This is a genomic window from Okeania sp. SIO2B3 (assembly GCF_010672525.1).
Classification (GTDB): Bacteria; Cyanobacteriota; Cyanobacteriia; order Cyanobacteriales; family Microcoleaceae; genus Okeania.
Map to the genome: position 1 here is coordinate 260,674 of NZ_JAAHGH010000008.1, position 20,599 is coordinate 281,272.

A 20,599-nucleotide genomic window follows, 5' to 3' on the forward strand; every position below is an offset into this window, starting at 1 on the left:
AAACTGACAATATTAGCAATCATAATGATTTTATCCCAATTTGGTTGGACAAATTCAGCAAAAGCAGCTAATCCAGCAGCTATTAGAAGACTATTAGAAACTAATGAATGTTCGGGATGTGACCTTAGTAAAGCAAACTTATATAATGCTAATTTGATTGGAGCTAACCTCGAAGGTGCTAATCTTGAAGGTGCAAATTTATCTGGAGCTAATCTTGCTGTTACTAATCTTGTTGATGCTAACCTTTCTAATGCCAATCTCTCTAGAGCAAAAATGAATGATGCGGATCTTCGAGGTGCAGATTTAACAGATGCTTACCTAGTTCATGTTAATTTATCTAGAGCTTATCTGACAGAAGCAACTTTAGAAAATGCTAATCTATTTGAAGCTAATTTGATTGAATCTGTTGTTAGTGGGGCTAATTTTTCTAATGCAAATTTACGTCAGTCATATTGGTTTAGAGCTAATTTAGAAAATGCCAATATGAGTGAGTCTGATCTTTTTAATGCTGATATGCGTCAAGCAAATTTGAAAGATGTAAACTTTTCTAATGCTAACCTTGCTAAGGCAAAACTAATTGAAACAAATATAACTCTTGCTAATCTTAGTGGAGCTAATTTAGAAGGGGTTAATTTGCGTGGTACAACCATAGGTCCAAGTGTATGTTTACTAACTAATTTTATTGCTTGTGCTCCCGAAAAAATAGTCCCTGAAGTATTTCCTGAAGTAGCTCCTAAAGTAGTTCCTGAAGTTCAAGAAGAAGGTAAAGAAAAGGTTGATAAATAAATAGTTTGGAGTCAATTAAGTTATCTGTTAGCCTCCTCCAGAGGAGCTGTGAACTTCAATTATCAGTATCGCCTGAAATAGGAAGGCAAGAAAATGCAGAATTTTCTTTTTTATCCCTTTTAAAGGGGAGGTTTGATAACTTATTTTTGCGGTAAAATTAATATAAAGTTCTAAGTAGTTTTAGGATGGTCAGTGTTGACAAGAGGAAATGAAAGAAACTGAATTTTTCTCATTGCTTACCATCCTACAAAATAAACCTTACTTCTTATTTAATAACTGAAGTGTTGAAGAAGTATAGCATTATTTTTGGGAATTGGTATTAAGTAGAACATGGTAAATTTTGGGCGCTATGTATCAAATTGTAAATTAGTTCAAAAGTTCATATTCATTGCCTTTAGGGGTTTTTTGATTAAAAATGCGACGTCTTTTTTCTAGCTTGCTCTACTTAGAGTCAGGAGCAGGGAAGAACAGGAGAAAGTTTTTTTTATAGCAGTAGAAGAAGAAGAAAAGGTTAGGAAATATTAAAAGCTTAAAAATCATACTAATTTCATAAAATATTGCTACATTCATCGAAGATGGATTTGGGAACAGAGGAAAATTAGCATAAAAAAAGAGAAAAAAATATTAAATATTGACAATATCTGCAAGTGATAAAATTTTATACTTAAGGTCAAAAATATAGATTAAGATGTAACTACCTTTGTTGAATTTGGTATCAGACAACGCCAGATTTTTCCTTCTATCCTAGATAAATAAACGCCTTCTTCCTTCTGTTATATCGCTTAATTATCTGAACATAATAATATAGCAATCCAAGGAAAGGTTAGGACAGATCGACAGCTTAAAATTCAGACAACATAAAATTTTTCCTTCTTCCTTCTTCTTTCTTCCTTCTGCTATAACAATTTATTATGAGCAAACATGGGTTATGGTGTCTAAAAATTTCACCTGATAGAAATCACAATGTTTACAAAATAAAGTCTTGTTGCTCAACTTAAATAATTTGGTTGATAAATTTTGCCAATGGAATGATCGGAATTAATTTCTATGATTAAATCTACTAATTCAGTATTGTTTATTAGTGGCGTAATAAATAATTCTGGATGTAATGCTTTCCAAAAATACTCCACAAACTTTTCAATTTGTTCGTCGCTCATTCCCGACTTTCCAGAAGCAATCATTTGTTGTTCTGCTTGTTGTCGCCATTGTTTAGAAAAGTGATAATCAGTAGGGTATAAAACAATTAATTTATCTAACTTTTGCCAAAGAGGTAGATAGTCTATTAATTTTCGATTCATATCACGGGCAAATTCCCGGTCTGTTTCTGTAATAATAGGTGGTGGTGCTGCATGAAAAGCTTTCTCAGAAATTGGTCTAACTCCAACAAACCAACCTTCAAATAAAACAATATCAACTTTACTTACCATTTCAGGTTCAATTCTATCTCCAGCACCATTAAAAAGAGACTTATTAAACCTAGGAATTGGAATTAAATTATCGGAACTTTGATGATTAGATTGACGGAATTTATCTAAAGTTTCTATTCCTAAACTAACATCATGGGTTCCTGGAGGACCACGCCAAATTAATCGGGAATCTTGTTTTTGTAATAGTTGACGTTCAGCGTAGGTTTTATAAATATCATCAATAGAAATAGATATTGTATTGTAGCCAAGTTTATCTAAAATCAAGATTAAAATTTTAGCAAGAGTAGTTTTACCTGTTCCTTGTCCGCCTAAAATACCTTGAACTAATGGATGACCTAAATTTTGACATTTATCTGCTAGTTTTATCCCTAAAGGCAACCAAAATTTCCATAAATTTTCTAAAGTATTATTATCCTTTAAGGGTAATTTATGATAGTCAGTAATTACAGATTGAAATATAAGCGATCGCTCTCTAATTACTTCTCTGACATTTTCTGAAGTAATGTTAAAAAACTGGGCACGTTTTCGGTCTATTAATTCCTGAGTTTCTAAGATTTCTAAATCTTTTTTTCCTAGAAAATTGCCTAGTTTTAAAGCTTCTAAAATTTGTACTAGAGATAAATTGGAAAATTCCATAAAAATTAAATTAACTATTCAAGAAGGTGGTAGGTAGTAGGTTTTAGTTTTGAGGTTTTAGGTTGAAAAAGTTGATCGCCCGACCTTCAGAGCATAGTGACAATAATAACAGAACCCTAATAGTTTAGGAAATATAGTTTAGGAAACGTAGATATTGGTTTAAAGGGAAGATGAAATATAAATATAGTAATCCTATTTCAGTTGCGGGTAAAAATATCTTTTAATTGAGGGAATAGGGAACTCTTAACAGAGAATAGGGGTAAAAGTCTCAGAGTTTTTATATATCCTGAGATTTTTTACAAATTATTTCTCATTGCTATATCATTGCTATATATTAATCATTACTTGAAAAAGCGGTCAGCAATTCAGCAGTCAGCAAACAGCTTATATTTATACTTAAATCGAGAATCGATAAAAATCCTTTTTGAAATGTCATTTCAACCCCTCTTAAATTATCCTGCTTGTAGAAGTATAGAATTTCAACCCAAGGTGATAATTGAAGGCTAGTTAACTACTCAGTAGTCGGACAAAATTAAAATTTAATACTTAATACCTACTTCCCTAGAACCTACTACCCTAAGCTGATAGCTGAAAGCTAATTAACTACTAAGTAGTTAGACAAAATTCAAGTTTAATACCTAAAACCTACTACCCTAAGTTGATATCTGAAAGCTAGTTATGGTTTGCGCTTCACTAGTCTTTTAGTAGGGATAGGAGACAGGAGACAGGACACAGGAGAAATGGAAATTAAGAAGAGGTAGAAGTAAGAATTGTAAGAATGATTTTTCTGCCCAACTATGCTCCTAAAATACTAACTTGCATGAGCGTTTTAGACGTGATACCAGGCACTTTTTTTAGCCCAAAAAAGGCTAAAGTCTTTATATGTAAATACCTTTAGATTTAATCGACAAGCCCTAGTTAACTACTAAGTAGTTAGACAAAATTCAAGTTTAATACCTAAAACCTACTACCTTAACGTAGAGAAAATCTAAGAACCTAATTTGAAAGCTTCTAAAAATAGACCATAAGTAAAACCAATTTTAAAACCATTCAAAATATCTATTCCCAAAGAACGTGCTATTTTCCCCTTAATACCATAAGCAAACCAGTTTAATAGTTCAGTAATCAGCAAACATATTAAAGCATAAATAACATCTAAGTAACCTTCTTGTCCAGCGATCGTAGAAACCGCAGTCCCAGCAAAATTACCAAATAATAAACTAATAATTAATAGAGAAATTCGACGCCAAGGATTACTCAACCATCGCCTAAACCTTTCACTAATAACATTAAATAATCTATTGAGACGAGTATTTTGCATAGATATAGATATTGAAGTTAAATATATTTTTGTTTTTTTGACTTTTTAAATCAATTTGAAAGTTAAAAATACTCTAGTGCAAGAAGGCAGAAGGCAGGAGGCAGAAGGCAGAAGGGAAGAAAGGTTATTTTACAAGCTTTTGAACCTTTTTTAACTGGTTAGTTATTTCCGCCATCCTCCACTAGGTAGTTTAACATAGCAGAAGAGCAAGCTGTAATGTATCAGGTTAATTGAACAAAATCAGGGTGCCTAGTTAAAGAATGAAAAGAAAGAATTCAATTCAAATGAAATTTCAACCTTATACACAAACTATTATTACTTTAATATTTTTTTTGTTAGGATTAATTATTGGCAGATTTCAGTTGACAATATCTTGGGAAACAAATGATTCTGAGACATTTTCTCAACCTCCATTACTCAACATTCCTACCCAGAAACCCGTACCAAAATCTCCAACAAAAAAGATTCAAGAATGTGGTCTCCTCATAACTACTTCTCAATCATCTATAGTAAAAACCGATAAAGGAGCTTTTCGAGTTAGTAACTGTACAGATCGTCCAATTCGTCTAGCACTACTAGCTAAATCCTCAGACCAATCTTACCAAAAATCTGCTCACTGGGATTTTGCCCCAGGAGAAGGTAGTAATAGAGGATTAATACTTTCTTTGCCAGAAGAAAAATTAACCTTGAAACCAGGAGATATTCTAGTTGTCTTTGCCCAAGATGGCTCTCGTTTATACTGGGGACCTTATGTTGTAGGAGAAACAAAATCTCCTATTTGGAATAGAGAAAAATTAGAATGGTTGTTAATTTTAAAGCCTTGAAAAAATATTATTAATGGTCATTCTTTCAATTTCTAGCTAAATTAGGGTTGAAAATTTTAGGACGAACAAAGGATAACTAAATCTGAATGAAACTCATACAAGAATTAGAAATTATCAATTGGTTGAAAGCTCAACCAAAAAATCATCTTTTAACATTAGGACTTTCTGTTTTATGGCTTTGTTTACTTGCTTGGTTAGCCTTTTTTTGTAATTTGGGAAATATTGGTCTAATTGATGAAACAGAACCACTTTTTGCTGAAGCTGCTCGTCAAATGGTAGAAACTGGAGATTGGATTACACCTTATTTTAATGGAGAAACTCGCTTCGATAAACCACCTTTAATTTATTGGTTAATGGCGATCGCTTATCATATTTTTGGTATTAATGAATGGTCTGTGCGTCTCCCTTCAGCAATATCTGCTACCTGTTTAGTATGTTTTGGATTTTATGTCCTCTACAAATATGGTAATTATCATTTGAGTAATCAGGAATTTATCCCTAAGAATAAGTCTTTAATAGTAAAATTATTAATAGCATGGATTGGTGCTGCTATGATTGCCTTAAATCCAGAAACTATTGCTTGGGGACGTATTGGAGTTTCTGATATGTTATTAACAGGTTGTATGTGTTCAGCTTTATTCGCCTTTTTTATCGGATATGCTTCACAGGCAGATAATACAAATAATGATAGAATTCCTCAAGTAAATTATCCTCAAAAGCCAAAAAATCAACAGCAAAAAAACAGCAAAATACTCAGAGAGAAAGTTTCATCACTGGCAAATAAAAATCAATTATCAATAGGTACAAAAAATCCCAAAATTAACAGATGGTATTTAGCTTTTTATATCCTAATATCTTTAGCAGTTCTTGCTAAAGGTCCGATTGGAATAGTTTTACCAGCACTAATCATTGGTTCATTTTTATTATATGTAGGTAAATTCGTTCAAATTTGGCAAGAAATCAATATTTTGCGTGGTAGCTTAATTTTTTTTACTATTACTTTGCCTTGGTATTCTTTAGTCACTTTAGTTAATGGTAAAGAATATATTGATAGTTTTTTTGGTTATCACAATTTTGAACGTTTTACCAAAGTAGTTAATCATCATGGAGCACCTTGGTACTTTTACTTTTTAGTCGTACTAATTGGTTTTGCACCTTGGTCTATTTATTTACCAATAGCGATCGCTAAAACTAAATTTTGGCAACTCCGTTATTGGCGTAATAAACCTCGAAATGAACAGTTAAGTCTATTTGCTTTTTTCTGGTTTATTTGTATCTTCATTTTCTTCTCAGTCTCTGCCACCAAATTACCCAGCTATGTCTTACCATTAATGCCAGCAGCAGCAATATTAATAGGATTATTCTGGAGTAATATTATTATTAATAGAGATTTAGTTCCTAGTCCTAGTCAGACTAATGAAATTGCTAATAATTCCACATCAACTTTTAATACAAGCAATAACTCTGTTAAACCTGTTGCCAAGTTTAAGAGAAATAATTCTAAATTAATAAGTCACTTTTTATCTGCCTCAATAGTTGCCAATATAATTTTTTTGGTCATTTTAGCCATAGGAATTATCTTCAGTTTTAACTGGCTAGATAGAGACCCAGCTATGCCATATTTCCCAGAGTTAATAAGAGAGTCAGGTTTATTAACTCGTGGAGGATTAATTTTAATAACTGCAGCAATAGTTGTGGGATTTATTTTAATTAAAAAACAAACTTCTTGGATTTGGAGTACTAATTTTATTGGATTAGTAGCTTGTTTAATTTTTACTATTAACCCCATGATGTTTTTAGTAGACCAAGAACGTCAATTACCTTTACGTCAACTAGCTAAAACTATTGTTGAAGTTAGACAACCTAGTGAAGAAATAGTGATGATTAGCTTTGAAAAACCTAGTTTAGTTTTTTATACTCAGCAACAAGTAGAATTTTTCCGACGTGCCACAAATGCCAGAGAATATTTAGAGAAAGTTGTTCAGAAAGACTCTTCTGGTAATGTTGTAATGATTGGTTATCCCAAAAAATTTATTCATGTAGGATTAGAGCCAGGACAATATCAATATTTAGACAGTCGTGGAGCTTATCAATTAGGCAAAGTTCCTAAAAATATGTTCTTAAAAAAGCAGTAATAGGTAATAGTTCAACAATTAATAATTAACACAGCAATTCTCAAGAAACGTGAGGTACAAAATTCGTTTATTTTAGGGAGTAGGGAAACAGGGAATAGAAAAGAAGAAAAACAACTGTACCTCAATAACTTGAGAAATGCTATAAATAATTAGGGTTTGCTGAAAAAGTCTTTTTGCTGGGGTAGGAGACAGGAGATAGGAGTTAGGAGGAATGGGAATTATAGAGGAGGTAGTCAGAAGAATCGTCCCAAGATTGTTATGCCATAATCATTCCGAAATACTTGCTTTTTGAGCTTGAGCGACCGAAAAGCTTGCACTTTTTTCGACCAAAAAAAGCTGAAACCAGTATCAGTCAATGCTTTGATATTTAATCAGCAAACCCTAATTACCTCTACTTAAAATAAGAGTATTGGTGAACATAATTTTTTTTCTTGATTTATTCAAAGAATAAGAGGCTTTAAACCTTAATTATTCGGTAAATTTTAATTTTCAATATCTTATATCATGTCCGGATAATTAGTTATGAAAAAACTTTCTCCTTTTCCTCCTGTTTATTATTTTCTTGCTTTTTTCTTTTTCTTCTTCTTTCTTCCCTCCTAACTCCTAACTCCTAACTCCTGACTCCTCCGTCATTTATTTATAAGTATTCAACCGGACATGATATTACTGCAATTCCTTCAAAATCTTTATTCTGTTCAAATGCCTGCTTTTGAATATTGAAATTTAAGAGAAAATCCCAATCTTGACGCGCCCTGGGAGACCACAGCCAATTTTTTTGCAATTCTTGGATATGAAAATCTTTACCACTTTCTCCCATAACTTTATTCACATAAAATAAAGCTTGCTTGGGAGTTTTTTGTAAATTTTGAGCAGATTTAAACTGTATTAATCCCAGACCAGCATAAGCATTCAAAATTTCTCTATTATTGACAGATAAATTTATCAGATCATTATCAGAAACAGGAGTAATTTTTCCTGACAAATGCAATACTTTTAACCAAGCTCCATAAGCTTTTTCCATATCTCCTTTAGTGTAATAAGCAAAGCCTAAAGCATTTTGATATTGAATAATTTATGGACTTTTAGTAGCAGCTTTTTCCCAATAAGTTATAGCTTCATCTATCAGATTATTTTGATTACTATCTTGGAAGATTTCCCAAGCTAATCTACCTTTAAGAAAATTAATTTCTGGATGGTCTTCGAGTTGTTCCGGTACAACAGCGATCGCTTCTCTTGCTTTTTCTAATTCTCCTGTTTCTAGTAATCTTTCTACAGCCCATTTGCCAGCCGGAATATCATTTTGATTAAACTGTCTAATTGCTAAATTTTCTTCCAGGATATTATTAACTCTTTCATCAACAAGTCGAATCCTTTGATAGTCATAGTTCATACCTGGGTAAGCTGCTTTAGGCAATTTATGTTTTGCTTGTGATGGTCGATTGAAAGTAATTGTATTAGTACCAAAGGCTAACATTACTAATGATGCGGCAGATACTAATATTTTTTTCCAGGAAAACTTATTAGACTTTTCCTGAATATTTGATGTGCTTAATACTGACTGAGTTTGTGTTACTATTTCTTCTTGTTTTTTATTTCTTTGATTACTGAGTTGTTCTCTTGTTTCTCTTTCTTGCAATAACTCTTGGAGAGTCTTTACTTGAGCTTGATTATCTGTAGTCTGCCAATTAAGATTATCTGTTTGAGGTTCACTAGGAAATTCCTCAACATTCTCCAGATCGATATTTTTTTCTACGCAAATTGAATCTTTTGGCAGTTTTGGTGATGCAATTTTTTCGCCAATAGGCGTCAGGAAGTCCTCTTCTATTTCATTTTGAGAATTGTTTATAGGTGCATACTTTGGCATCAAAATAGAATCAGACATTTCAATTGGGTCAACTACAACATAAGGAGTTTGTCGTCCTTTGTCTTGAGTTAATTGTTTCACCCTTTCTTGCAGAGATTTATTTAACTTTTCAACAGTTTCCCCCTTCTCTGTACCCAATAGTTCTAACAACGCATAAGTAAAAGCTCCATGTTGCAGTTCGGGTAGTTCCCAAGAATATTCATAAGAACTACAAGAGTAGATACTAATCACTCCCTTTTGATGAACTTTTTCTTCAGTTTGGTCTCCCACCCCTTTGATATTTTTAATACCCTGGTATCTGCACATATCCAGAAACAATACAATATTCCCCGCTCCACATTTTTTAAGCTGCTGAATGACATAGTTAACTGAAATTCCACTTTTTTGAATATCTTTATGGGTATCAGAAAGTATGAGGTACTCAATACAATCATGTCTGGAACCATGGCCACTGAAAAAAAACCAAAAGTAATCCTCAGACCCCATTGATAAATTTCCAATCTGTTCTAATTTTATTTCTATATTAGAACGTCCTGGATATTCATCACTATTAGAAGAATCATCTGAGTAGTGCCAAACTTCATCAAAACCTGCTTTCTTAAGTAAAAAATTTCGCATTTTTTCAGCATCATTTGCAGCACACTTGAGAGGAAGAACAAACTGATATTCCTGAACTCCAATAGTCATTGCAAACTTATTAGCCATTTGGTTAATGTCCCTTGAATTTAAGTTTTATAGCACCCTTTCTAGCAGCTTTTACCGAATAATTAATAATTAAATAATTCAGGTTTAAAGCCTCCCCTGTAAAGGGAAAAATTTCTTTTTTTCTTAAACGTCAATCCTCTCCCTCAAAGGGAGAGGTAATTATTAATTGTTAATTTTTAATTGTTAATTGCTGAAACCACTTCCAAAAAGACTTTCTTTTCCTTCTCCATCAACTTCAACAGAAAGTTCTATCTCATCTAGTTGAATTTCAGTTTTGTAGCTGTCGCTTGAATTTAAGTTTGATAGCACCTTTTCCACCAGCTTTTCCACCGCTTCCGAAAAGACTAACTTTTCCTTCTCCATTAACTTCAACAGAAAGTTCTATCTCATCTAGTTGAATTTCAGTCTGAGTTTGTTTTTCTGCTCTACTCAACAAACGCTCAAAAACATCTTAGTTATGAGATTTTAGAGTCACCGAGAAAATTGAGCTTTGCCTGTGGTGGAAAATTTCCCTAACTACAACGTCTTAGTTATCAGATTTTAGAGGAACTGAGAAAATTGAGCTTTGCCTGTGGTGGAAAATTTCTATAACTAATAACTACAACGTCTTAGTTATCAGATTTTAGAGTCACCGAGAAAATTGAGCTTTGCCTGTGGTGGAAAATTTCCCTAACTACAACGTCTTAGTTATCAGATTTTAGAGGAACTGAAAATATTGAGCTTTCTGTGTGATTGAAAATTTCTATAACTGATAACTACAACGTCTTAGTTATTAGATTTTAAAGTCACCGAGAAAATTGAGCTTTGCCTGTGGTGGAAAATTTCTATAACTAATAACTACAACGTCTTAGTTATCAGATTTTAGAGTCACCGAGAAAATTGAGCTTTGCCTGTGGTGGAAAATTTCCCTAACTACAACGTCTTAGTTATCAGATTTTAGAGGAACTGAAAATATTGAGCTTTCTGTGTGATTGGAAATTTCTATAACTAATAACTACAACGTCTTAGTTATTAGATTGTAGAGACACCGAGAATGAGGAACTTTCTGAGTCGTTGAAAATTTCTCTAACTACAACGTCTTAGTTATTAGATTGTAGAGGAACTCAGAATTAAGAGCTTTGCCTGTGGTGAAAAATTTCCCTAACTGCAACGTCTTAGTTATCAGATTTTAGAGGAACTGAGAATATTGAGCTTTGCCTGTGGTGGAAAATTTCTATAACTAATAACTACAACGTCTTAGTTATCAGATTTTAGAGTCACCGAGAAAATTGAGCTTTGCCTGTGGTGGGAAATTTCCCTAACTACAACGTCTTAGTTATCAGATTTTAGAGGAACTGAGAATATTGAGCTTTCTGTGTGATTGAAAATTTCTATAACTAATAACTACAACGTCTTAGTTATTAGATTTTAGAGTCACCGAGAATTTTTGAGCTTTCTTTGAGTTGAAAATTTCTATAACTAATAACTACAACGTCTTAGTTATTAGATTTTAAAGTCACCGAGAATATTGAGCTTTGCCTGTGGTGGAAAATTTCTCTAACTACAACGTCTTAGTTATCGAATTCTAGATATAGCACTACGCAAATAGGCCACGAATATTTGTAAATGCTCAAACTAAGTCAAGAATTACTCCCTACTCCCTACTCCCTACTCCCTACTCCCTAAAATATCAACTGACCCTTAATTTCCTCCAATAAATCTACTATTGATAAATCAGAAGGCAAAATTTTTGTAGCTACCTTGCTCAAGACTAAATTTAAACTTTCTACAGTCATATTTTTGGGTAATTTATAATCATAATATTCCAACACTAATATAGGAGGTTTTATAACTATTTGCTCTAAATCAGATAATGCCTTATCCAAACCAGGTGGTAAATTTCTCCGTAAACAAATTAATAATAAATCCACACTCTGATTTTTCAATTGTGACAAAACTTCAACCCAAGATTTAGCAATTAAACCTTTAAACCCAGAAGTTTGAATATACTGGACTAATACCTGTGTACTATCAATTGGTAATTTTGTTTGTTCACAATATTTCCAACTTTGATTAGCCACCTCTAAATCAGAACTCAAAGCAGGAAAAATCGGAGAATTAAAAGTATTATTTCCTAAATCTCTCCCCTTTTGTTCAGGAGTAAAATCGGAAAAATTAACAACAGCTTCCTTAGACAAAACATCCGTTAAAGGTACTGTAAAATCCTCAATATTTGCCACATCCATAACTAATATAGTTGGCAGCCAACTCATACCCGCAGCAATAGAAATTACTTGACACAACGCAGAAGTTAAATATTCATAATCAAGTTTTGTTTCTGTTAAATTATTGTCATTTTTCTCAAAAGCCAAACAAGGAAACACAGACAATTCTTTCACTTGATTAGCCACTTGAGTAGTTTCAGAATCTAGAGTTACTAAAGGAATAGCTGTTAAAGCAGAATATTGACTGAGTTTATTAATAAATTTAACTGGACTTACTGAATTACTAATTTTTTCTATGAGAATGACATTAGGTTGCCAAATCTTAGCAAGTAAATTTGCTTGAGCTAAATCATCTGCTTCTATTACTGTGTATTCTCCCGGCAGCGAAGGGAACTTATCCTCATAAATATAATTTTCTTCTGTAGACTGCTGAAACTCATATTTACCTGGAACTAAGTGCATAATTACTAACTTTTGATAATGATTTTGTGCTTTTGAATCAGGAAATTCTGCCAGTATTTCTTCTAATTCTAATTGTTCCACAGGTAAACTTAAAAACTTATTTGCACCATTATTTATCGCTCGTTCTTTATCCCCTCTAGTTGCAGTTATTACTACAGGAATCTGACAAGTATCAACATCCGTTTTCAGCAGAGTTAATACATCCCAACCCGATAAAAGAGGCAGTAATGGATTAAGAAATATAAATTTTGGTTGTAATTTTCGCGCCTTTTCTACCGCTTCTGTGCCAGAACGTGCAATAACAACTCGATAACCTAAAACTGTTAATTTACTCGTTAAATCTTCAATAAATAGTGGCGCTGCTTCAACAATCAAAACTAAGCGAGATGAATAATTAATAACAGGTACTTGGTAATTGTTAACAGGTAATTTACTATATTTTTTTGTACCAACTTCACTTTGCTGAGTAGGAATTAATCCTTGTTCTTTGAGATAATCATTTGTTTCCCATCCTTCAGTTCCTAAATCTTTTTGAGGCGGACTTGGCGGCAAAATTAACGTAAACTCACTTCCTTTACCTTCCTGAGAAATAAACGTAACATCCCCACCATGTAAACGAGCTAAACGTTGAGTTAATACCAAACCTAAACCAGTTCCTTCAAACTGACGAGTTAGAGGATTTTCTAATTGTTGAAACTTCTGAAAAATCAAATGTTGCTTGTCTGCTGAAATACCAATGCCACAGTCCCAAACTGTAAAAGTTATCCACTTTTCCCATTTAGCTACTTTCAATCCCATCTTGCCATCTGCTGGAGTAAACTTCAAAGCATTGGATAACAAATTTACCAACATCTGACGCAAACGCAATTCATCTGCAATAAAAGTATTTAGACCAGATTCTATTTCCAATGTATACTTTGCTTTTAAAGAATCAGGTAGTGAGGAAGAAGATGAATCTTGAGTATTTTTATACTGAAGTTGTAAAGCCTCTTGAAAAGCGCGATCGCAAACTTTCTGAATTTTCACAGGTTCAGAGTTCAACTCCATCTGACCTGTTTCCATGCGAGTCAAATCTAGAATATCATTAACTACAGCCATTAAATGACGACCACTTTGATGAATTAGTTGAGCATAACGAGCTTGACGTTCATTAAGACTCCCCAGAGCTTGCTCCTTCAATAAACTAGATAAACCCAATACAGCAGTTAAAGGCGTTTTCAGTTCATGGCTAATACAAGCCAAAAATTCGTCCTTAAGTCGATTAAGCTGAATCAAATCAGCATTTTTAGCTTCCAACTCTTTTGCTATCAAGCGTTGCTCCGTGACATCCTGAGCTAAAATTAATGTCAAGTCAAATAATGGTTGACTACTAAACTGCCATACTCGTTCCTGGCCATTTTCTTGAGGACAAGTACAAATATAGGTATCTGGTTGAGTGTAATAACAAAAGCTAGAAGCAGAATTTGACTCTGGCAATTTTGCTCGTTCTTGTAGAAGCGTTGCAGGAGAAAATCTCCAATTAGTTGTAGCTGGACATGACAATGTAATCATATCTTTCACTACTGCTAAAGAGTCTGGCATTTCTACTCTTCTGGGCTGTTGTTGAATATTTTTAGTAGATAAACTTACAACAGCATCTGCAATTTCCATCAAATCAGATTCTTTTGTTATCTGAGAACGCCATGCCAGATTTTGCTTAATAATTTCGCCGTCATTGCTCTGTAACATTAAAGGTAGAGGCAGTTTTTCTAAGAGCTCTATTAGTGAATAGAGGTAGGGAGAAGTCTCTGCTGTTGTCTGGAGTTGCAAATTTTCCTTGGGAGTAGGTGTAGGTAAAAACTTCCCAGATGTTTTTAGAACATTTTCTGGAGCAGAGATACAACTTTTTCTACTTAATTCTGCCTCTCGATCTTGATTTATGGCAATAAATTCTAGTAGACGCAAGGTATTTAGCAACCCTAAAAATTGACCTTCCTTGTCTACCACTGCAATAGGTGTACTAGGAGATGCAAGGTCTAAAGTATCAGATTCTTGATTAATTTGCCCTTCTGATTGTGCCTGGAGATATGGCCATAGCTTAGTAATAGGTAAATCTGCTGATAAAACTCTCAGACTATTGAGTGTGAAAGAACTTACTTCAGATAGAGGTTGTTGCCAATTCAAAATTAGAGCATGATTTTGAGAAGATTGAGTTTCAGACTTTAAATCTATATCGGGAATTAAATTATGTAAGTAAATTAGTCCTAGTGGTTGGTGCTGATGATTTACTACTACTAACTCATTGTATTTTTCTTTACAGAGAATTGACCATACTACCTGCAAGTTTTCTGTGTGTAAGCAGATTGGTATAGAAGATATAAATTTTTTTAAAGTAGTGTAGGCCATTGACATGACAGTTAGAGCATATTATATGCTGAGAGTAAGTTCATTAGCGATGAGTGTATTTTGACTAACCTAACTATAATTTAGGCCATTATTACCAAACCCAATTATCCCCACATTGTATCTACAAGATTATTCAAAATAGCTACGTTAACACTTGCTAGAAAACTTCTCTATAATTTATGGTTTGTTATAATCTTAATACTGATTGGTGAGAACAACAGAAATAAATGCCTTGTAAACGGATACCATTCCGTTAAGCTGCCACTATGTTAGAGATATTCTTGGGTTGGGAAATTAAATATAATTTGAGAAATATTATTCATCGTTAATCTATATTCCTTATTCCTTATGCTATCTTCCTGACAAAGAAAATATAGAGGCAGTCTATGTTAATATTTGTTAAAATTTGTTTTTAGATGTTTAATATAATAATAATTTTGTAATGGAGATTTCTCAGATTACAGATTCTAACCCTAACCAAGATTTAGCTACTTTACCTAAAACTTTGTCTACTCAAATATCTGTCTGTGTATACCTATATGACGATCAATTTGCTAATTCAGTAACGAAATTACTGAGTAGCGATCGCTATCTTGTCGCACTGACTAATTCTTCCAGAGAATTTTTTCAGCTTGTTGAGGAAAATACTAACATAGATTGTCTGATATTCCAAGAGTATTCTCAACTAATTTCTTTGATTGAGAAGTTACAAGATAAATCAATTTTACTACCTGCTGTAATTATCAAACAACTTGAATCTGAACGCGATCAGGAAAATCCGAATTTAGCTAATACTAATTTTACTAAATCTCAGGAACAGCATAACGATTCAAGTTTTATTTACCATGAGGCAGAAGTTTCATTACTCATTGAACAACTAAGCCAAATTGATTTTTATATTGGGCAGTCAATTCAAAAATTTCTGAAACTTTCTCCAAGTAATTCCTCAACAGATAAATCTCAAAAGTCTAGTCAAATTGCCGATGAGAATACCAAAAATTTACTCAATCAACAGCAACGTAGACTGTCTGAAAAATTAAGAGAAAGATTAGGATACCTAGGTGTGTATTACAAAAGGAATCCCATAAATTTCATTAGGAATATGCCTCCAGAAGAGCGGCGTACGTTTTTAGATAAACTTAACTTAGAGTACCGTCACATTGTGCTCAAATATTTTTCTAAAGATAATTCCCTCAACAATCAAATAGATGAGTTTGTCAACTTATGTTTTTTCTCAGATGTTCCTGTAACACAAATTGTAGAAATTCACATGGACTTAATGGATGAATTTTCCAAACAATTACAGTTAGAAGGACGTAGTGAGGAAATCTTACTAGATTACCGATTAACTCTTATAGATACAATAGCACACCTATGTGAAATGTACCGACGTTCTATTCCTAGAGAATCTTAAAATTTTAAATTATAAAATAAAAATTAACTAGCTCAATATTATGGCACTGCAATGATACCTTAAATATTTATCAAAAGTAAGTATAAAGTACATAAATATATAGGTAAGCTTAAGAACTTTCAAGATACATATCAGGTAAAGTATCCTAGGTGTAAAATTTTATATTGCAAATAAATAATTTACCTTTAATTAAAGTTTAATACTTTTACTGGAAAGTTGGGTTTAAAGCCCTGTCCTTTTAGGAAAGCTTTCAAATTGATTATGGTATAATAGACAATAGATTATTGTGGCAAAACCGCCGGAGTGTGACCATCAAAATTTGCTTGGCTAGGGGCTAACTACAGAAGTTAAAAGTTAGACATAATTATACATAATTATATGTTTATTGTGATATAATTGGGTCGATATCTAACTTGATGATAGGAGGTAACTGATCGCTGACAATGAAATCCTTTAAAACTAAGTTAAAAGTTAATAATCAGCAAAAAACAATACTTGATAAACACCCCCCGAGTTGCTCGTTATGATGATAACCGGGGAGTGACAACTTCTACCAAAGAGTACGAATCAACCAAGAAACGTCCGAATGCAATTACCTTGCATAAACCTTTAGTAGCTGAAGTCAAATCAATTAATCCCTGGTATTATGAGGTATCTAAATGTGCGCCAAGGTCAAGCCTTAACAGATTTAGAACGGGCATTTAAAAACTTTCTAACTATTCCTAAACAAGGAAGTATTAAGATTATTCAAGGGAACTACATACAATTACCAAGCTGTCAACCTGAAAAACTATGTGTATCAGTAGGTGGAGTCCCCACCGATTTTAAGCCTGTGGAGAGAAGAAGGTGACAGACTGCGGTCGGTGATTCTCACAGAAGCAGGAAGCTAGCTCCAAAGATCAAAATATCGTTTTGGGTAAGTTTGGTTAAGTTTAGTAGAACGGAGATGCTACAGTTTCGCACAACATCCGGAAAATAATAAAGTCTAGCTAAAGTGGTGGCGATCGCACTTAAAGCAGCTAGTAGACTTCATAAAGTCCACACCAAAAAAGTTGATATCTGGCAACACATTATCGTATCTTGCTGGAGATATAGCCCTCTGGGATTAGCTAAATTAAGCTTGTTCATTGGTTCTATTGAACGGTGGAAACAGTTTAAACATTGCTCATAAGAGATAGCTGATTTTAAGGTTTGTCGAAGAAAGAGGAAACCTTGGAAGTTATTCCAATAATCTCCCTGCCTTGAGGCCAGAGAAAACATCAAATTATTAAATATATTTTAATGAATATATGAACCTTCAAATTGTAGAAAAGAATCAGGTAGATGAACTGTCGGATTAGGGACATATAGTAGTTGGGGCAATTGAGGTAGGAATTAAACTCCACCCAGATTGATTAATATGTGGAATATTAAACCCAATAGTTAACGGGAGTACACAACAGAAAATATCTCTTACTCCTTACTCCTTGCTACTGTCCGCCTTAGATGAATAAAAAATATAATTTTTTTTGTAAATTTTGTAAAATTTAAACATAGTTAAAACCTCTTTTCATCAAGAAAAAACTCCTCAAACAGCAAAAAATCACTAGAGAATAACTATGAGTCCCCTGAAGAAAACCTACGTTTTAAAATTGTACGTTGCTGGAAATACTCCTAATTCTGTGCGGGCACTAAAGACACTCAAAGATATTCTTGAGCAAGAATTTCAAGGAGTTTATGCCCTTAAAGTAATAGATGTACTAAAAAATCCTCAATTAGCAGAAGAGGATAAGATATTGGCCACACCAACTTTATCAAAAATATTGCCCCCACCTGTGAGAAAAATCATTGGGGATCTTTCAGATAGAGAAAAGGTATTAATTGGATTAGATCTACTTTATGAGGAACTCAATGAAGACGAATTTAATCTCTAAAATGAACTTATTAATACAATTAACATAAATTTTAGTATTTTGTGATATAAATACTCTGGACATAGTCGCGATTTTCATTTAGGTATGGTATGTAGACTTTTGCCTTCAAGCAAAAGCCAGAGAGCAGATTTATCTGTATTCTACCAAAATTAAAACGCCGTACATTATGATGCGACAATCCTGATATATGTAGATATACTTATATATTTGCGGATAGCTAAATTTTTTTAACATTCCAAAGATAAAAATATGAATGAAAATAGTGAACCTATTAAAAGAGATGGAATAGCAACAGTAGGAGTTGAGAAGATTCGGACTATGATTGAGGGGTTTGACGACATCAGTCATGGGGGTATGCCAGTTGGCAGAACCACATTAGTAAGTGGTACATCTGGAACTGGTAAAACATTGCTTGCTATTCAGTTTCTTTATAATGGAATTATCTATTTTGATGAACCAGGAGTATTTGTCACCTTCGAAGAATCTCCCCACGATATTATTAAAAACGCCTATAGTTTTGGTTGGAATTTACAGAAATTAGTTAATGATGGGAAATTATTTATACTAGACGCTTCTCCCGATCCAGAGGGGCAAGATATAGTCGGAAACTTTGACTTATCTGCCTTAATAGAAAGAATTCAATATGCTATTCGTAAGTACAAAGCAAGAAGAGTTTCTATTGATTCAGTAACTGCTGTATTTCAACAATATGATGCTGCTTCTGTAGTCAGAAGAGAAATATTTCGTTTAGTTGCGCGACTCAAACAAGTTGGTGCAACTACAATTATGACCACTGAAAGAGTAGAAGAGTATGGTCCAGTAGCCAGATTTGGAGTTGAAGAATTTGTCTCAGATAATGTTGTTATAGTTCGTAATGCTCTAGAAGGCGAGCGTAGAAGGCGAACCATGGAAATATTAAAACTGAGGGGTACAACCCACATGAAGGGGGAATATCCATTTACGATTACTAATGATGGTGTAAATATATTCCCACTAGGAGCAATGCGACTAACTCAACGTTCTTCAAATGTTAGAGTTTCCTCTGGAGATGATATTCTAGATACAATGTGTGGAGGTGGTTTCTTTAAAGATTCAATCATATTAGCAACTGGAGCTACAGGTACAGGAAAAACTCTTTTAGTAAGTAAATTCTTAGAAAATGGTTGTACAAATAATGAACCTGCGATGCTTTTTGCTTATGAAGAATCTCGCGCTCAATTATTTCGTAATGCCTATTCTTGGGGTATAGATTTTGAAGAATTAGAAAAAAAGGGATTATTAAGAATCTTGTGTAGCTACCCAGAATCAGCAGGTTTAGAAGACCACTTACAAATTATTAAATCAGAAATTGCGAACTTTAAACCCTCTAGAATAGCTATTGATTCTCTATCTGCTTTAGCAAGAGGAGTAAGTAATAATGCCTTTAGACAATTTGTGATTGGGGTAACTGGTTTTGCCAAGCAAGAAGAAATAACAGGCTTTTTTACTAATACGACCGATCAATTTATGGGGTCTCATTCTATTACGAATACTCATATTTCTACTATTACTGATACTATTATCATGTTGCAGTATGTAGAAATTCGTGGTGAAATGTCCCGCGCTATTAATGTCTTCAAAATGCGTGGTTCATGGCATGATAAAGGAATTAGAGAATATACAATAACATCAAATGGTCCAGAGATAAAGGATTCTTTCCGTAGCTATGAAAGAATTATTAGTGGTTCTCCCACTAGAATTACAGTTAATGAAAAAAGTGAATTATCTAGAATTATACAGGGAGTTCAAGAGAAGACACCAGAAGAATAGGATAGAATTTGAAGAAGGAAGAAGGAAGAAGGAAGAAGGAAGAAGGCAAAATTGCATCGGGATAGTCTCCGAAAGGCCACTTCGTGTCTTAAACCCCAGAAAATTTTAAGGCCCCCCTTTCTGATAGGAAGTGGGGGTGGGGAGATGTCTAACAGCTAATTAACTATTACCTCTTATTTTCCAGGAGAGGATTGACTAAAAGGAAAAATTTTTCTTGCTTCTACTTGTAGAGTGTAGACAGGCAGAGGCTTTAAATGTTGATTGTCCAGTAAAATCAAACTTGAGATGGCGATCGCCTTTTTGCCAATCAAAAGCAAGTAAGTACCTATACAAATATATTCATTTTCAATAATTACGAAAATACATGGGGTAGTAGATGCTCTGGGTAATCCCACCCCTAGCATTTTTAACCCCAGGCCAAGGATGCGACTTAGATGGAGCAGATGTTTTATTACCGATGGTAGAAGCGACAAGCAGTTTTGGCTGATCAAGCCTATGATGCTCAAGAGCGGGTGCCAATCGCCTTTAACTGAGGGAGGAATAGAAGTAGTAATTCCCCCGAAAAAAAACCGCGCGTGAACTCCGCAACTACGATGAGATATTGTACAAAGCACGCCATCTCATAGAAAATTTCTTCGCCAAACTCAAACAATATAGAGCGATAGCTACAAGATATGACAAGGATAGAGTAAACTTTCACCGGAGGAATTCCTA

General features: G+C 33.6%; 14 protein-coding genes. 7 read left to right on the forward strand and 7 right to left on the reverse strand.

What is annotated here, in order from left to right; genetic code table 11:
- The first annotated feature begins 24 nt into the window (after positions 1-24).
- Complete coding sequence (locus tag F6K15_RS10365; protein WP_293060459.1) at positions 25-786, forward strand: pentapeptide repeat-containing protein; 762 nt, start codon at positions 25-27, stop codon at positions 784-786.
- Positions 787-1,775: 989 nt separating this feature from the next.
- Here the strand turns inward: F6K15_RS10365 and F6K15_RS10370 are convergent.
- The gene (locus F6K15_RS10370; RefSeq protein ID WP_293060460.1) at positions 1,776-2,849 is read right to left on the reverse strand and encodes a glycerate kinase; all 1,074 of its coding nucleotides are present in this window, start codon (positions 2,847-2,849) and stop codon (positions 1,776-1,778) included.
- Positions 2,850-3,837: 988 nt separating this feature from the next.
- Positions 3,838-4,170, reverse strand: coding sequence for a DUF565 domain-containing protein (locus F6K15_RS10375; protein WP_293060461.1), 333 nt, complete (start codon positions 4,168-4,170; stop codon positions 3,838-3,840).
- Between the two features lie 284 nt (positions 4,171-4,454).
- On the opposite strand from F6K15_RS10375, the gene F6K15_RS10380 reads away from it, so the two are divergent.
- Positions 4,455-4,994 (forward strand): hypothetical protein, encoded by a 540-nt coding sequence (locus F6K15_RS10380; RefSeq protein WP_293060462.1) that lies wholly within the window; start codon positions 4,455-4,457, stop codon positions 4,992-4,994.
- An 86-nt stretch (positions 4,995-5,080) separates the two neighbouring features.
- Complete coding sequence (locus F6K15_RS10385; RefSeq protein ID WP_293060463.1) at positions 5,081-7,129, forward strand: glycosyltransferase family 39 protein; 2,049 nt, start codon at positions 5,081-5,083, stop codon at positions 7,127-7,129.
- Between the two features lie 637 nt (positions 7,130-7,766).
- On the opposite strand, the gene F6K15_RS10390 is transcribed toward F6K15_RS10385, so the two are convergent.
- The 4 genes from F6K15_RS10390 to F6K15_RS10405 all read right to left on the reverse strand — a co-directional run bounded on the left by F6K15_RS10390 (position 7,767) and on the right by F6K15_RS10405 (position 14,755).
- Positions 7,767-8,150, reverse strand: a complete 384-nt coding sequence (locus F6K15_RS10390; RefSeq protein ID WP_293060465.1) for a hypothetical protein — start codon at positions 8,148-8,150, stop codon at positions 7,767-7,769.
- A gap of 51 nt (positions 8,151-8,201) precedes the next feature.
- Positions 8,202-9,698 carry a caspase family protein gene (locus F6K15_RS10395; RefSeq protein WP_293060467.1) on the reverse strand — a complete coding sequence of 499 codons (1,497 nt, stop codon included), beginning with the start codon at positions 9,696-9,698 and terminating at the stop codon, positions 8,202-8,204.
- A 268-nt stretch (positions 9,699-9,966) separates the two neighbouring features.
- Positions 9,967-10,131: a hypothetical protein gene (locus F6K15_RS10400; RefSeq protein ID WP_293060469.1), complete on the reverse strand. Its 165-nt coding sequence runs from the start codon at positions 10,129-10,131 to the stop codon at positions 9,967-9,969.
- A 1,228-nt stretch (positions 10,132-11,359) separates the two neighbouring features.
- Entirely contained in the window at positions 11,360-14,755 is a 3,396-nt protein-coding gene (locus F6K15_RS10405; protein WP_293060470.1) for a hybrid sensor histidine kinase/response regulator, read from the reverse strand.
- A gap of 436 nt (positions 14,756-15,191) precedes the next feature.
- Between F6K15_RS10405 and F6K15_RS10410 the strand changes: the two genes are divergently transcribed.
- The 4 genes from F6K15_RS10410 (at position 15,192) to kaiC (ending at position 19,885) form a co-directional block, all read left to right on the forward strand.
- Positions 15,192-16,163, forward strand: coding sequence for a circadian clock protein KaiA (locus tag F6K15_RS10410; RefSeq protein WP_293060472.1), 972 nt, complete (start codon positions 15,192-15,194; stop codon positions 16,161-16,163).
- Positions 16,164-16,824: 661 nt separating this feature from the next.
- The gene (locus tag F6K15_RS10415) at positions 16,825-17,013 is read left to right on the forward strand and encodes a hypothetical protein (RefSeq protein ID WP_293060474.1); all 189 of its coding nucleotides are present in this window, start codon (positions 16,825-16,827) and stop codon (positions 17,011-17,013) included.
- A 748-nt stretch (positions 17,014-17,761) separates the two neighbouring features.
- The gene (kaiB, locus tag F6K15_RS10420; protein ID WP_293060476.1) at positions 17,762-18,076 is read left to right on the forward strand and encodes a circadian clock protein KaiB; all 315 of its coding nucleotides are present in this window, start codon (positions 17,762-17,764) and stop codon (positions 18,074-18,076) included.
- A 249-nt stretch (positions 18,077-18,325) separates the two neighbouring features.
- The gene (kaiC, locus tag F6K15_RS10425) at positions 18,326-19,885 is read left to right on the forward strand and encodes a circadian clock protein KaiC (RefSeq protein ID WP_293060478.1); all 1,560 of its coding nucleotides are present in this window, start codon (positions 18,326-18,328) and stop codon (positions 19,883-19,885) included.
- A 173-nt stretch (positions 19,886-20,058) separates the two neighbouring features.
- Here the strand turns inward: kaiC and F6K15_RS10430 are convergent, their stop codons facing one another.
- A complete protein-coding gene (locus F6K15_RS10430; protein WP_293060480.1) occupies positions 20,059-20,376 on the reverse strand; it encodes a hypothetical protein in 318 nt (105 codons plus the stop codon).
- Between the last annotated feature and the right edge of the window lie 223 nt (positions 20,377-20,599).

Excerpts from the sequence above, each read along its gene's own strand:
- F6K15_RS10405 (WP_293060470.1), bottom strand. The coding sequence starts at position 14,755 with ATGTCAATGGCCTACACTACTTTAAAAAAATTTATATCTTCTATACCA.
- F6K15_RS10370 (WP_293060460.1), bottom strand. The coding sequence starts at position 2,849 with ATGGAATTTTCCAATTTATCTCTAGTACAAATTTTAGAAGCTTTAAAA.
- kaiB (WP_293060476.1), top strand. The coding sequence starts at position 17,762 with ATGAGTCCCCTGAAGAAAACCTACGTTTTAAAATTGTACGTTGCTGGA.
- F6K15_RS10365 (WP_293060459.1), top strand. The coding sequence starts at position 25 with ATGATTTTATCCCAATTTGGTTGGACAAATTCAGCAAAAGCAGCTAAT.
- kaiC (WP_293060478.1), top strand. The coding sequence starts at position 18,326 with ATGAATGAAAATAGTGAACCTATTAAAAGAGATGGAATAGCAACAGTA.
- F6K15_RS10395 (WP_293060467.1), bottom strand. The coding sequence starts at position 9,698 with ATGGCTAATAAGTTTGCAATGACTATTGGAGTTCAGGAATATCAGTTT.
- F6K15_RS10385 (WP_293060463.1), top strand. The coding sequence starts at position 5,081 with ATGAAACTCATACAAGAATTAGAAATTATCAATTGGTTGAAAGCTCAA.
- F6K15_RS10390 (WP_293060465.1), bottom strand. The coding sequence starts at position 8,150 with ATGGAAAAAGCTTATGGAGCTTGGTTAAAAGTATTGCATTTGTCAGGA.
- F6K15_RS10375 (WP_293060461.1), bottom strand. The coding sequence starts at position 4,170 with ATGCAAAATACTCGTCTCAATAGATTATTTAATGTTATTAGTGAAAGG.
- F6K15_RS10410 (WP_293060472.1), top strand. The coding sequence starts at position 15,192 with ATGGAGATTTCTCAGATTACAGATTCTAACCCTAACCAAGATTTAGCT.
- F6K15_RS10380 (WP_293060462.1), top strand. The coding sequence starts at position 4,455 with ATGAAATTTCAACCTTATACACAAACTATTATTACTTTAATATTTTTT.